The organism is Paenibacillus silvestris (assembly GCF_009882985.1).
GTDB classification, from domain to species: Bacteria; Bacillota; Bacilli; order Paenibacillales; family NBRC-103111; genus Paenibacillus_E; species Paenibacillus_E silvestris.
This window is the reverse complement of the sequence record NZ_WTUZ01000040.1, coordinates 114,784-128,461: the sequence shown is the minus strand read 5'-3', so window position 1 is coordinate 128,461 and position 13,678 is coordinate 114,784. Positions and strand designations below refer to the sequence as shown.

The window sequence follows — 13,678 nt, the reverse complement described above, 5'->3', positions numbered from 1 at the left end:
ATGTAAACTAATTTACAGCTGCATATTATTTCGGTAAATAAGAGGGGCAACGCCGACGTACTTTTTGAATAATCGTGAAAAGTAAAAGACATCTTTAAAGCCTAACGAATCCGCCACTTCTTTGACAGAATCCTCCGTATTCAGGAGTATGTTTTTCGCTTCAGCAATTTTCAAACGGTTGATATAAGCGTTGAGCGGATAGCCTGTATATTCACTCACGACTCTACGAAGTGTTGAAATTGAAATGTGATGCCGCTTAGCGATACTTTTCGCATCGAAAGGCTGGAAGAGGGAATCCCCGAGATCATCCATGATATCGATGACTTGCTGTGTTTTTGTCGTTTGGGCCGTAGCTTGCGCCTTCAGCATAAATTCAAAAAGTAATGTTTCCACAAGCAGCGCCGCGCGGTCAATGTTATCTGGTAATCCACTCTCCATCAACATGAAGATGCGTTCAATTCGGTTGTGTTGGGTAGCATCCTCATGGCCGACTTGCTTCGCTTCATCAACATTCGTTAACCAACTATTAAGCCATTCATCTATACGAGTTCCCTCAAAAGTAAAATAATACTCATCCCAATACCCACCCTGATCTGGGCCATAATTATAAATGACGCCTGGTCGCAAGAAGAGGAGAGTGCCGCTCTCCACACGTTGCACAGGACCATTATTGGCTTGATAGGACCCACTGCCACCAGACAAGTAAATAAATGCCCATTTGGAGAAAGAGGCTTGATGTCGGAAAGAGATGCGTCCAGGCAAGTGTCCGACGTTGGAAATGATTAATGATTGCAGCTTTAGTTTGCTGGAGTCGATGGGCAGCGTAATGATCCGCAGTGGATAAGGACTGATCATATAGTCCATGAATCTTGGCATTTTGTATATTACCTCCGTAAGAAGTCCTTGTTATTATTGATTTATCACGAATTTAATGGTGTTAACTAATTATATTGTATCTGAATATTTCATCCATGGGAACTATGAAAAAAAGATAATTATTTCAACTAAAAAAGTATAAGTCAGATGTGGATGATAATATTTAATGACATTAATCATTAATAGTATGAATTAATTTTCAGGGCGAAATTTTGGTTTTTATTCACGTATGAGCAGGTCATTGTGCTTCAGATGACCCAAATCTTCTATATCGATCATCGTATGGGTCATCTTAACGGTTGTAATGGGTTTTACTTATGTTGGCACTTCGGGTAGGGAATGTGTGAAATATATGTTATAATGAAGCACAATCTCAGAAGAAAGCAGGCGACTCCAACAGCATGAATGGGCAAAATCGTAAAGATGTCCTGCCGGGAATCGAAGTCAATATTGTCTTAAAACAAGACCAACGGAGCGGAAAGCTAACAAGAGGAATTGTGAAAGACTTATTAACGAATTCACCGACACATCCACATGGCATTAAAGTAAGACTAACCGATGGACAAGTAGGTAGAGTTAAAGAAATTTTATCGCCGGCTAGGTGATTAGGACGCAGGGGGAGCGAGAATGGCAAAAGCGAAAGTTGCAAAAAGACCAACGCGCGACGAGTTTGTTTTAGAGGAAATTGGGAATCAACTATCGGAAGCGAAGATGGAAAATTCAGAGATTGTCCTTACGGTTTGGGGTCGTGTAGAAACGGTACGTGGTCTTATCAAAACGATGGACTCACGCACAGGGCGAGTACATATGGAGACCGGCAATGGGGAATTGGATAAAGTACCTTTTATGGATATTATGAAAGTGGAATACCCAAGAGATTAGCTCTTTTTCGGCCGAATTAGGCCGCTTTTTTCTACTAAAAAAATTGCACTAAATCTATATTTAACGCAACTTAGATTCTAATGGACGGAGTGAACAAGGGTGGGACAAGGATTCGAGTATGACGACGACTATTTGGAGCTTTTTGATACCTGGATGAAGGATCAGGGATTTACCAAAAGAACACAGCAAGCTTACTTAGGTGATGTTCGGTTATTTCTTTCGTCGATGACCAAATCTCTAGACAACATTGAAGCCATTGATATAATGCGCTTTTTAACGAAAATGCGTCAGGGAGGAGCAGGGGATGCTGCGCGTAATCGGTACTTGTCTTCGATCCGGACTTTTTTCTCCGCTTTGATCGAGCTGCAATTGGCGACTAGCAATCCATCTCTGAACATTAAGAAATCAAAAGTAGAGAAGAATCAAATTCCTACATTTCTAAGTGAGCAGCTGCTGTCTGTTTTTCTGCAATCGATTGAGGGGAAATATCAAATTCGCAATGTGGCTATGTTTCTGTTGATGAGTTACGCTGGGCTCCGGGTAAGCGAGCTGCACCGATTGAATACATCAGATTTCAACCTGACGACCAAGTCACTGCTGGTATATGGCAAAGGGCGGAAATGGCGGTTAATTCCACTGCCTGAGGAGTTAGTGAAAGTGCTTAGTAAAGCACTGACAGAACGGTTGGATTCGCGCAGCAAAGCCGAGCAGCCATTTTTCGTCTCGCAATTTGGGCGACGGATTAGCATTCGGATGATTCAAACAATCGCGGAGAAACATTTTGAAGAACTGAAGAAACATTATGCGGAGCTGCAAGGGAAGTCGATTTCCAGTCACAAGCTCCGGCATACATTTGCTACGATGCAGGTATTAGCAGGAACGGATATTCGAACTTTGCAGGAATTATTGGGTCATGCGAGCATACAAACAACTCAAATCTACACGCACGTTGCGGATAAGCAGAAGCAAGAGGCAATGAATCGGGTTACAGCGTTCATTCCGGCGGGGATGGGGATATAAGAGATCAACCAATGGTATATTTTTCACTTTTGGCGCATAAGGCAAAAGAGAGATTAAACCTTAGCCGTACAAGGGCATTGGTAGGAGGCATCCAAATGGCCATACAGCCCCCCATCTTACGCGGTGGTGACACCATAGGCATTGTTACGTTAGGAAGTCCGCTTGACGCGAGTATCATTGATGCAAGAATTGAGACGCTTGAAGGAATGGGTTTTAACGTACTAGTGGGGAAATATGCCTATTCTTATGATGGGATCGTAGCTTCCACAGCTCCACAGCGCGCTGAAGATTTTATGGAGATGATTTCAAATCCTCAGGTCAAGATGATATTGCCAACCAGGGGAGGCACAGGAGTAAGAGATATTTTACCGTATCTGGACTATCAGTTGATTAGCAGAAATCCAAAAATTATTACTGGTTACAGTGATATTACCATTTTATTGAACGTGCTTAACCAATTTGCAAACTTAATTACCTTTCAAAGCCTTCTTTTAATTGATTTTAATACGAGTACACCTGCTTATAACTTTGATCAGTTTTTCGCGGCGACGTCGACATTATCCAAGAGCAGAGTGATTCAAAATCCACCTGGGATGCAGCTGAAAAGTTTAGTTCATGGCAATGTCAGTGGGCAAATTGTTGGGGGAAATCTGACCTCTTTCGTAGGATCACTGGGGACACCGTATGAAATAAACACAACAGGGAAAATCGTGGTTATCGAAGAGACGCATGAACCAACGAACACGATATATCGCTATTTGACGCAATTGATCATGGCTGGCAAATTCCAACATTGCCAAGGGATTGTTATGGGTCAATGCACGAATTGTTCGGTTTCGTATTCAACTTCGTATGATGATATTATCAACAGTTTGATTTATCCGCTTGGCAAACCACTTATGACGAATTTAAGCACCGCGCATGGTTCCTATAAGGCAGCAATTCCAATTGGAGCAATGGTGGATCTCAACACCTCGAATAACACACTTACAGTGCTTGAACCAACGGTTAAAATGTAGCATGAAAATTTGTTTACATAATATTAATTATGTAATGTATGTAATAGCCCTGACTCTACTAGGAGACAGGGTTATTTGAATTCGAGTGGGAAGACTTTACACTCTGTCACGTTGAAGCATGCATTTCGGAACACTTTGTATAATGTAATAACTGATAGGTGTTATATAATATAACATATACAGTTATTGTAAATAACACATCTATAACAGGTTAATAAGGGCAAGTTGAGGAGGAGCAGGATGAATTCAGAGCTTTCTCGGCAAAAGGTGGAAATATCATTGGATGGCGTATGCAAGGTGTTCGGTAAAAAAGGGCGGCAAGTGACAGTCCTCCAGGACATCACATTCGATGTGCACCAGAATGAATTCGTATCCTTGCTTGGTCCGTCGGGCTGTGGTAAATCAACGCTGCTGCGCATAATGGCAGACTTGCTGCAACCGTCCAGCGGGCAAATTCTGATTGAGAAAGAGCATCCGCGGGAAGTCCGTTTGCGCAGAAAGTTCGGAATCGTGCTGCAGCAGCCAACGTTATTTGAGTGGCGAACCGTACAGGAGAATATTGAGCTTCCGCTCGAGGTGTTAGGCCAAAGCCGCTCGGAGTATAGACATACGGTCGATCAACTGCTGGACACGGTAGGTTTAACCAAGTTTAAAGATTATTACCCTTGGCAGCTGAGCGGAGGCATGCAGCAACGAGTCGCTATTGCTCGTGCTCTATCTTTGGATCCGCCTATTTTATTTATGGATGAACCCTTTTCTGCGCTGGATGAGTTCACGAAGGATAAGCTGCAAATTGAGCTGTATGCGATTAAGAAAAAAACGAAGAAAACCATCATTTTTGTTTCTCAAAGCGTTTCCGAGGCCGTCTTCCTGTCTGATCGAGTCATTATTCTGACGGCTCATCCAGGACGTATACATTCAATTCATCACGTCGGCTTTGGAGAGGAACGAACTGCTCAAACACGGGATTCGGACCCGTTCCAAGCGTTATCCGCCGCAATTCGAACGAGCTTGTACGAGGGTCAATCTCATAAAGCGGAATGAAATAAACATTTAACATTGGCTCCAAGGGATGTCTATCTCTTTATATACATAGAAATAATAGAGGAGATTTTTTGGCAAGGATTACGAGGAGAGGAGGCTGTCTATGCCGAGTGAAGAAATGAGTGATCTGTCGTTCAAGGAGGAGTTGCTTGAGAAAGATCGCAAATATGTGTGGCACCATATGTCTGCACATAACGAGAACCCCATGATACTTGCTTCCGGTGAAGGGAGCTGGGTGACGGATGTGGACGGCAATCGTTACTTAGACGGCATGTCTGGGTTATGGTGCGTGAATGTAGGCCATGGACGGAAGGAAATTGCCGAAGCCGCCGCTGCGCAAATGATGAAACTCGCTTATGCCACCATGGTGCAATCTCACATCCCGTCCATCGAGCTTGCTGCAAAAATTAACGAGTGGCTGGATGGTGATTATCGGATCTTTTTCTCTAACTCAGGTTCGGATGCCAATGAAGTAGCTTTCAAAATCGCCAGGCAATATTACCACCAAATCGGTAAGGCCACGAAGCATAAGTTCATTTCTAGGCATCGCGCCTATCATGGGAATTCGATGGGGGCATTAGGCGCAACGGGGCAAGCACAGCGAAAGCTGAAATATGAACCACTAGGTGTTGGATTCCAACACGTTCCGCCACCTTATTGCTACCGCTGTCCTTTTGGACAAAAGCAAGGGAGCTGCAGCTTGCAATGCGCTAAAGCCATCGAGGATGTCATTGTTTGGGAAGGTCCAGACTCCGTTGCTGGTGTCATTATGGAGCCAGTCATTACGGGAGGAGGCATGATTGTTCCGCCGGACGAGTATTTGAAGGCGGTGCGCAGCATATGTGATAAGTATGACGTTTTGCTCATCGTAGATGAAGTCATTTGCGGTTTTGGACGTTCTGGTGAGAAATTCGGCCACCTGAATTATGGGGTTAGGCCGGACATTGTCACGATGGCCAAAGGCATGACAAGCGCATACTCTCCGCTATCAGCAACGGCAGTTTCAGCGGAATTGTATGATTCATTCAAAAACAGCCAAGAACCCACAAGCCATTTGCGCCATATTAACACGTTTGGAGGCAATCCGGTTTCCTGTGTTGTCGCTTTGAAAAACATTGAAATTCTAGAAAATGAACATTTGGTGGCACGCTCCGCTCATATCGGAAAAGCCTTTAAAGACGGCTTGAAGCCACTACAGAAACATCCACATATAGGTGAGATTCGAATTTTTGGATCAGCGATGGGTATTGAGCTCGTTGAAGATGTAATGACCAAGGAGCCTGCATCGGCAGAGCGCGTAATGAGCATTATTGCGGCATGCAAGCAAAAAGGGCTGTTAATCGGCAAGAATGGGGATACCGTTCCAGGTTACGCAAACATTCTTACGCTAAGCCCGCCATTTTCTTCAACAGATGAGGATATTTCATTTATCGTAGACACTTTACTTGCTGTGTTCGAAGCCAATTAGGAGAAAGGATGAAGGACATTGTCTACAACCCCTCGGATACAAATCAACACTTCACGCTTACATCAGCATATTCATGACCTTTCGCAAATCGGAAAAATCGGAGAAACGGGCGTATGTCGTTTGGCGCTCTCCAAGGAAGATCGCGAAGGCGTGGAACTTGTAAAACAGTGGATGGAAGAGGCGGGGATGGAAGCTCACATCGATCCATTCGCCAATCTCGTTGGAATGTTGAAAGGCCGTAATCCAGATGCTCCAGTCCTCATGCTTGGTTCGCACATCGACTCCCAGCCATACGGCGGAAGATTCGATGGGGCAATTGGCGTGCTTGGCGCGATTGAGGTGGTACAGACTCTAGTTGATTCAGGCCAAACGCCTGAATGCGATATCGAAGTTGTGGCGTTCTGTGATGAAGAAGGATGCCGGTTCAATAAAGGCTTGTTCGGTGTCCGCGGAATGACTGGCAAGCTAGAAGACAATGAGCTCGAGCGAATGGATAAAAGTGGCATTACTCGCCGAGAAGCATTGATAGCATTCGGATGTGACCCGGCCGATTTCGAAGGTTATGTGTTTCAGCAAGGACGAATCGGGACGTTCCTGGAGCTGCACATTGAACAAGGGCCGGTTCTTGAAGCGTTGGATGCGCCAATCGGTATCGTTACAGGCATCTCTGGTCCGTTATGGCTCACAGTTGAGATGACCGGATTTGCGGGTCATGCAGGTTCTGTCCCGATGTCGATGCGACATGATGCTTTGCTTGGTTGCGCCAAGATTATCGTTGCTCTCAATGAGCTTGTCCAGCAAGTACCTGATGCCCCGACCGTTGGAACAGTAGGATCTCTCACCGTTTTTCCGGATTCTCGCAACATTATTCCCGAGAAAGTATCCTTCACCATCGATCTGCGCGATATCGATTTAGCCCGTCGCAACGCGCTCGAAACCGAATTGTTGAGTGTGATTGAGAACGTTTCAAGGGAGCATGGGCTTACCTATACGATTCGCGAGGATACGAACAGTGAACCTCGTTATTGCGCAGGTTGGATCATGCAATTCTTGCGTGAGGAGGCAGGTGAGATGGGGTTTTCTCCGCCGGAGCTCATGAGCGGTCCGTTTCATGATTCTCTTGCCATGTCCCATGTGTGCGATTACGGGATGATTTTCGTACGGTGCTTGGAGGGGATCAGCCATAATCCCAAGGAGTTTGCAAGTCCTGACGACATCACGTTAGGTACAGAGCTTCTTTATCGCACAGCGCGCCGAATTGCTTTGGAGATTCCAGGATCACAGGCTAGATGAGGATTACCTGATAGTTAGCCTATAAGCGCGGAGGTGTGGCAAATGGGGACATCATTTATTTCACTAAATGATTTGAAACGTAATTTCGCCGAAGTTAAAGCGGGCATGAAGCACAAAGAGGCGATCGAAGAATCGAATCGATGTTTGTATTGTTATGATGCTCCTTGTGTACGCGCCTGTCCGACAGGGATTGAAATTCCTTCTTTTATTAAAAAGATCGCCTCTGGCAATCTCAAAGGTTCTGCCCGCGTAATTATGGAGGCCAATCCGGTAGGTGCCACGTGCTCTAGAGTATGCCCGACAGAGGAACTCTGCGAAGGGGCTTGCGTACTTAATCATTCGTCCAAGCCTATTCTAATAGGGCAATTGCAGCGCTATGCAACAGATTGGGCAATGAATAATGAGCCTGTCTTATTCAAAGCTGGAGCAAGTATTGGGAAGTCTGTTGCCATCATTGGCAGTGGACCAGCGGGCCTCTCGGCAGCTCGAGAGCTTGCCCGATTCGGCTTCCAAGTGACGGTTTTCGAAGCCAAAGATCAGGCAGGAGGGTTAGATACATATGGAATCGTTTCTTTCCGATTGCCTCAGGAGATTTCACTCTGGGAAGTAGAGCAGATTCGCCAGCTTGGTGTTGATTTCAAATTGAACACGCGAGTTGGCGTGGATATTACGGCTGAATCGCTGCTGAACGACTATGACGCGATTGTTCTGGCGGTCGGTATGTCGAAAGTGCCGATGCTCGGTATTGAAGGCGAAGCCTTAACAGGCGTCTTCGATGCCATTGATTTCGTTGAAGCTACGAAATCAGGCGGCGATCTGGATACGAGCCTGATCGGGAAGCGTGTAGCCGTTATTGGCGCGGGAAATACGGCTATTGATGCAGCTACCTGTTCAGTACGACTTGGCGCAGATCAGGTTCAAATTGTGTACCGGCGAACGCAAGCGGAAATGACAGCGTATGATTTTGAATTTGATTTTGCCAAGATGGATGGCGTTGAGTTCCGATGGCTTACCGCTCCAAAACGGATCATCGGCGATGAGAACGGCAACGTAACAGCCTTGGAATGCGTGCGGATGGAACTGGTGGATGTTGATGCTGGGCGTAAGAGGCCTCTCCCAATAGCCGGATCTGAGTTTGTCCTACCGGTTGATGTCGTGATCAAAGCGATCGGACAAACGCGCCATGAATCTCTAATCGATCAATTCGAGCTGACACATATTCGAGGGACAGTAACTGTTAATCCAGAAACAGGTCAAACTTCGAATCCCAAAATATTTGCGGCAGGTGATGTTATTTTCGGAGAAGGACAAGGGGAGGCGATGGTAGTTTCAGCCGCTCAGCAAGGGAAACAAGCCGCTTACGCCATCTACAAAGGAGTGCTAATAGCTCAGAACGAGTCTGCCTAATAGCTGGTCATTAATCGTACATCATACTGGAGGGATACTGCATGGCAGATTTACGCATCAATCTAGCAGGCATAACTTCACCAAACCCGTTCTGGTTGGCATCGGCACCACCAACCAATACAGGCTACCAAGTTCAACGAGCTTTCGAAGCCGGTTGGGGCGGGGCGGTATGGAAAACCCTCGGAGACCCGATTATTAATACCTCCTCGCGGTTCGCAGCGGTTCATTTCAATGGGCAACGTGTTGCTGGGTTTAACAATATTGAGTTGATCACAGACCGCCCGCTTGAGGTTAATTTGCAAGAAATATACGAGACCAAGAAGCGCTTTCCGAATCATGCGCTTGTTGTATCGCTGATGGTTGAACCCAAACGTGAAAAGTGGCATGAAATTGTAAAGAAAGTCGAAGCCGTCGGTGTGGACGGTCTTGAGCTGAACTTTGGCTGTCCGCACGGGATGGCGGAGCGCGGTATGGGATCAGCATCCGGGCAGCAGCCCGACCTTGTGGAAGCGCAAACGATGTGGGCGAAAGAAGCGGCGAAGACGCCGGTTATCGTGAAGCTGACGCCGAATATCACAGACATAACAAGCACAGCGAAGGCGGCAGTTCGAGGCGGAGCGGATGCGATTTCCTTGATCAATACGATCAATTCGCTGGCTGGCGTTGATATTGATACATGGAATACGATTCCTCATGTCGGAGGAAAGGGCTCACATGGCGGCTACTGCGGTCCGGCTGTGAAACCGATTGCGCTGCACATGGTCGCCGATTGTGCGCGAAATTCCGAGGTTGGCATTCCAATCTCTGGAATTGGCGGTATCTCTAACTGGCGCGATGCCGTTGAATTCATGCTGATGGGTGCTACAGGGGTGCAGATATGTACAGCTGCCATGCATCATGGCTTCCGAATCGTGGAGGATATGATTGACGGATTAAACAATTATTTGGATGAAAAAGGTCTCGCCAGCGTTACGGACTTGATCGGAAAATCCGTTCCCCGTTACTCAGATTGGGGAAATTTGGATCTTAACTACGCGGTTGTCGCCAAAATTGATAACGACACTTGCATTAACTGCAATAAGTGCCATATTGCTTGTGAGGATACCTCTCATCAATGCATTGATATGCTGACCAGCGATGAGGGACAGTCTTATTTGCAAGTGCGAGAAGAAGACTGTGTAGGGTGTAACTTATGCGCTATTGTTTGTCCTGTAGAAGGTGCGATCACAATGGTTGAGATGGCTAGCACTGAATCTCCCATGACATGGAACCAAAGACAAGAGGCGATTGCTAAGCTGTCCGAAGGAAACTCCAACAAAAAGGAGGCTGTATAACGATGGCCAAACTTATTAGGAATGGCACGGTTGTGACAGCTGCTGACCACTATCAAGCGGACGTTCTAATCGAGAATGGCATCATTGCGCAGATTGGGCTTAATATCGAGGTAGAAGGCGCTGAAATCATCGATGCGCATGGACTTTATGTTTTCCCTGGCGGCATTGATCCGCATACGCATTTGGATATGCCTTTTGGGGGGACAGTTACAGCAGACAATTTCGAGACAGGAACGAAGGCTGCAGCGTTCGGAGGAACGACCACGATCATTGATTTCTGTCTGACGAATAAAGGCGTACCGCTGAGCCAATCCGTTCAAACCTGGCATAACAAAGCGCAGGGCAAGGCTGTAATTGACTACAGCTTCCATCTCATGATTGCAGAAATTAACGACGAGGTGCTGGCTGAGCTACCGAAAATGATACATGACGAAGGGATCACATCGCTCAAAGTATTCATGGCATACAAAAATGTTTTTCAAGCCGACGACGGTACGCTTTATCGAACTTTGCTCGAAGCTAAGCGGCATGGAGCATTAGTAATGGTGCACGCTGAGAATGGCGACGTGATTGATTATTTGATCAAGGAAGCGCTGGAAGCAGGGAACACGGAGCCGATCTATCATGCGCTGACACGTCCATCCTTGATTGAAGGGGAAGCTACGGGGCGCGCAGCCAAACTAACCGCATTAGCCAATTCTCAGCTGTATGTCGTTCATGTGACTTGCGAGGAAGCTGTTCAGCAGATTGCCCAAGCGCGTAGTCAGGGGGTTGATATTTGGGGCGAGACTTGTCCGCAATACTTAATGTTAGATCAAACGTATTTAGAGAAACCAAACTTTGAAGGTGCAAAATACGTGTGGTCGCCACCGCTACGCCCGCAAGAGCATCAAGATGCGCTGTGGACTGCACTTAAGAACGGACAGCTTCAAACGTTGGGTTCCGATCATTGCTCCTTTAACTTCAAAGGTCAGAAGGAGCTGGGGCTAGGTGATTTTAGCAAAATCCCGAATGGTGGACCTTGTATCGAAGATCGGTTCTCGATTCTTTTCTCAGAAGGCGTCCTGAAAGGGCGGATAACGCTCAACCATTTCGTAGATATCGTGTCTACGCGAAGTGCCAAATTGTTTGGTTTATTCCCGCAGAAAGGAACAATCGCCGTGGGCTGCGATGCCGATATTGTTATCTTTGATCCGAATGTAACTCGCGTTATTTCCTCCGATACGCATCATATGAACGTGGATTATAATCCGTTTGAAGGAATTGAAATCACTGGAGAGCCAGTTACTGTGCTATCGAGAGGGGAGTATGTGATTCAGAATAAACAATTCGTGGGCACGCCTGGTGTTGGTCAGTTTGTGAAACGGCATACCTATCCATCCGAATCTCTACAGGTTTCAATTAAGCAAGTTACCGTAGATCAAAGGGGTGCAACACATGTCTGAGCATGCACAATTTATACTGGAGAAGCAAAAGCTGGATGGTTTCGTTGCGCAGAAATTTAAGATCGTTGGGGTGAAAGAAGATTTGAGCGGCGCATGGCTGCAATTCGAACACCCCGGTGGTGAAACAGCGACTCTCCATCTGAAGACAGCGAATGCGAGGAAGTATTATGCCACGCTGCTCATTCGGCAAGGTCAGGAACAGCTCTAAGCTATGATGCCATGCATATATTCGTAACCATGCAGCGCTAGCTCTATGGCCATCCTTTTGTCAGGGCGCATGTAGTCTTCGCCTAATAGTAGGGCGATTTTGTCCAGACGGTGATATAAGGTTTGCCTTACGATGAAAAGCTCTTTCGCTGTTTCCTGCTTCGACCCGCTTAAAGCTAAATACATTTTCAGTGTTTTCAAAAGTTGGCCGTTTTTCTCCCGATCATAGAGGAGGATACGCCCAAGGTATTCTTCAATAAAGGAGGTTAGCGAACCGCTTTGTTTCATCGTCAGAATGACTTTGCCCACGTGAAGCTCATCGTAGAAAGGTTTGGTCAGTACACCGATGTCTTTCTGAACTTCAATCGTATCGAGTGCGGTTTGATAGCTTATCTGAAGGAGAGAGGGATCACTGATTCTTTTGCCAATTCCTAGAAAAGGTGAGAAAAGCGCAGTTTCTTGCAAGTTTTCTGTCTTAAGCAAGCGCTGGATGGCCCTTATCATTCGATCTTGAAAGGGTGCTGCCCCAAGCTGATCAAGCAGGATGAAAACAAAATGAGAATTGGTAAAGGCAGGGACCATGTAGAAGCCTTCACCTTCGAAAATGGAGCGCGCTACCATCTGTTTTTGCAGGAGGTGTGCTTCATGATCGTTTGCGTCTTCCCGAACAGATCTGCTTTCAAACACGCACACAACGGCTTGATCAAGCTTCACATGGGGTTTCAGGGCAAGCATATAGTCTCGAATGACTTGCTGGTTATGCTTTCCGCTCAGCCAATCCATGACCCAAAGATCCTGCTTGTACCGTTTCTTCTCCTCTATGTAGGTCGTGCGCATCATTTCTTGGGCAATGGCCGTTGCGAAGCGGTCTAACGCAAGAATCTGAAATTCGCTCAACTCTTGATCTCCGTACAAAAGTAGATCCGCAAACATGCGCTCAAGTGCTAGAATAGGGCGATGAGCGAGCTTGCTTTTTACATCAGGTAGTCGAAAGATTTCGCCAAATATCCATTTTTCATAAAAGAGATCTGCTTCCGTCTTCGGTATTTCCGGGATAAACCGGGCTTCCTCTCCATATGGAAAAAAGGCAACTTGGGCTAGCGTCGTTTCGTGCAAAAGCTGCAAGAGCGGCTGCAGTCCTTTTCCTGACAGGAGCAGTTGATTCAATTGTGTGGATAGAGCTTCGAGCTCAGACACCATCGTGTAATGCTGATGGATGAAATAGGCATGCAAATCTTGGGTAATATCAATATATCGGACTTCTTCATGGAAAAAGATGAGTGGAAAATGTTCGCGCAGTGCGAGCTCCTTCATTCGTTCGAGGGGCTGTTTCGTATAAGTCCCTAGTTCAATACAAAGTCCAGAAGCTCCGCTATCGATCAATTGCTGGAGGAAGGAAAGGCTTATATCTTCGTTATCGTGCCAACCAATCCCTGTGTTGAGGATGAGTTCATGGCCATTCAATAGATGGCCGACATGCGGTACCTCCATGATGTGAACCCAACGAACGGAGCGGTTCAATGCTTCTTCACTTGCGATGGTTTCCGCTTTCTGAAACAAAGGACGCTGCAAAATGTCTTTCACGGTTAATTGCAAAAGTGTCTGAACCATTATCATCCACCGCCTATGTGTTAGTGAAGGTAACATGAGAGCCGTATTGGTGATTTTTTACTATTATACAAT

General features: G+C 46.2%; 13 protein-coding genes. 11 read left to right on the top strand and 2 right to left on the bottom strand.

What is annotated here, in order from left to right; genetic code table 11:
- Window positions 1–12: 12 nt before the first annotated feature.
- Window positions 13–876 carry an AraC family transcriptional regulator gene (locus GQF01_RS32625; protein WP_235960779.1) on the bottom strand — a complete coding sequence of 288 codons (864 nt, stop codon included), beginning with the start codon at window positions 874–876 and terminating at the stop codon, window positions 13–15.
- A gap of 401 nt (window positions 877–1,277) precedes the next feature.
- On the opposite strand from GQF01_RS32625, the gene GQF01_RS32620 reads away from it, so the two are divergent.
- From GQF01_RS32620 to GQF01_RS32570, 11 genes are all read left to right on the top strand, one after another.
- A complete protein-coding gene (locus tag GQF01_RS32620; protein ID WP_145663343.1) occupies window positions 1,278–1,481 on the top strand; it encodes a YwbE family protein in 204 nt (67 codons plus the stop codon).
- Between the two features lie 22 nt (window positions 1,482–1,503).
- Window positions 1,504–1,758, top strand: a complete 255-nt coding sequence (locus GQF01_RS32615; protein WP_161411296.1) for a YolD-like family protein — start codon at window positions 1,504–1,506, stop codon at window positions 1,756–1,758.
- A 99-nt stretch (window positions 1,759–1,857) separates the two neighbouring features.
- Window positions 1,858–2,778 (top strand): tyrosine-type recombinase/integrase, encoded by a 921-nt coding sequence (locus GQF01_RS32610; protein ID WP_328803578.1) that lies wholly within the window; start codon window positions 1,858–1,860, stop codon window positions 2,776–2,778.
- A 95-nt stretch (window positions 2,779–2,873) separates the two neighbouring features.
- Window positions 2,874–3,797 (top strand): S66 peptidase family protein, encoded by a 924-nt coding sequence (locus GQF01_RS32605; protein ID WP_161411294.1) that lies wholly within the window; start codon window positions 2,874–2,876, stop codon window positions 3,795–3,797.
- Window positions 3,798–4,037: 240 nt separating this feature from the next.
- Window positions 4,038–4,841: an ABC transporter ATP-binding protein gene (locus tag GQF01_RS32600; protein WP_161411292.1), complete on the top strand. Its 804-nt coding sequence runs from the start codon at window positions 4,038–4,040 to the stop codon at window positions 4,839–4,841.
- Between the two features lie 103 nt (window positions 4,842–4,944).
- Window positions 4,945–6,309, top strand: a complete 1,365-nt coding sequence (locus GQF01_RS32595) for an aspartate aminotransferase family protein (RefSeq protein ID WP_235960777.1) — start codon at window positions 4,945–4,947, stop codon at window positions 6,307–6,309.
- Window positions 6,310–6,327: 18 nt separating this feature from the next.
- Window positions 6,328–7,602 (top strand): M20 family metallo-hydrolase, encoded by a 1,275-nt coding sequence (locus GQF01_RS32590; RefSeq protein ID WP_161411290.1) that lies wholly within the window; start codon window positions 6,328–6,330, stop codon window positions 7,600–7,602.
- Between the two features lie 42 nt (window positions 7,603–7,644).
- A complete protein-coding gene (locus GQF01_RS32585; protein WP_161411289.1) occupies window positions 7,645–9,009 on the top strand; it encodes an NAD(P)-dependent oxidoreductase in 1,365 nt (454 codons plus the stop codon).
- A gap of 41 nt (window positions 9,010–9,050) precedes the next feature.
- Complete coding sequence (gene preA / locus GQF01_RS32580; RefSeq protein WP_161411286.1) at window positions 9,051–10,343, top strand: NAD-dependent dihydropyrimidine dehydrogenase subunit PreA; 1,293 nt, start codon at window positions 9,051–9,053, stop codon at window positions 10,341–10,343.
- A gap of 2 nt (window positions 10,344–10,345) precedes the next feature.
- Window positions 10,346–11,788 carry a dihydropyrimidinase gene (gene hydA / locus GQF01_RS32575; RefSeq protein WP_161411285.1) on the top strand — a complete coding sequence of 481 codons (1,443 nt, stop codon included), beginning with the start codon at window positions 10,346–10,348 and terminating at the stop codon, window positions 11,786–11,788.
- Window positions 11,781–11,996 (top strand): hypothetical protein, encoded by a 216-nt coding sequence (locus GQF01_RS32570; RefSeq protein ID WP_161411283.1) that lies wholly within the window; start codon window positions 11,781–11,783, stop codon window positions 11,994–11,996. Before hydA ends, GQF01_RS32570 begins: the two co-directional genes overlap by 8 nt.
- On the opposite strand, the gene GQF01_RS32565 is transcribed toward GQF01_RS32570, so the two are convergent.
- Window positions 11,993–13,606: a PucR family transcriptional regulator gene (locus GQF01_RS32565; RefSeq protein ID WP_161411281.1), complete on the bottom strand. Its 1,614-nt coding sequence runs from the start codon at window positions 13,604–13,606 to the stop codon at window positions 11,993–11,995. The genes GQF01_RS32570 and GQF01_RS32565 overlap by 4 nt on opposite strands.
- Window positions 13,607–13,678: the final 72 nt, after the last annotated feature.

What these genes read in the sequence shown, in the direction of transcription:
- GQF01_RS32600 (WP_161411292.1), top strand. Translation starts at nt 4,038, where the DNA reads ATGAATTCAGAGCTTTCTCGGCAAAAGGTGGAAATATCATTGGATGGC.
- GQF01_RS32585 (WP_161411289.1), top strand. Translation starts at nt 7,645, where the DNA reads ATGGGGACATCATTTATTTCACTAAATGATTTGAAACGTAATTTCGCC.
- GQF01_RS32570 (WP_161411283.1), top strand. Translation starts at nt 11,781, where the DNA reads ATGTCTGAGCATGCACAATTTATACTGGAGAAGCAAAAGCTGGATGGT.
- GQF01_RS32565 (WP_161411281.1), bottom strand. Translation starts at nt 13,606, where the DNA reads ATGGTTCAGACACTTTTGCAATTAACCGTGAAAGACATTTTGCAGCGT.
- hydA (WP_161411285.1), top strand. Translation starts at nt 10,346, where the DNA reads ATGGCCAAACTTATTAGGAATGGCACGGTTGTGACAGCTGCTGACCAC.
- GQF01_RS32595 (WP_235960777.1), top strand. Translation starts at nt 4,945, where the DNA reads ATGCCGAGTGAAGAAATGAGTGATCTGTCGTTCAAGGAGGAGTTGCTT.
- preA (WP_161411286.1), top strand. Translation starts at nt 9,051, where the DNA reads ATGGCAGATTTACGCATCAATCTAGCAGGCATAACTTCACCAAACCCG.
- GQF01_RS32620 (WP_145663343.1), top strand. Translation starts at nt 1,278, where the DNA reads ATGAATGGGCAAAATCGTAAAGATGTCCTGCCGGGAATCGAAGTCAAT.
- GQF01_RS32615 (WP_161411296.1), top strand. Translation starts at nt 1,504, where the DNA reads ATGGCAAAAGCGAAAGTTGCAAAAAGACCAACGCGCGACGAGTTTGTT.
- GQF01_RS32625 (WP_235960779.1), bottom strand. Translation starts at nt 876, where the DNA reads ATGCCAAGATTCATGGACTATATGATCAGTCCTTATCCACTGCGGATC.
- GQF01_RS32605 (WP_161411294.1), top strand. Translation starts at nt 2,874, where the DNA reads ATGGCCATACAGCCCCCCATCTTACGCGGTGGTGACACCATAGGCATT.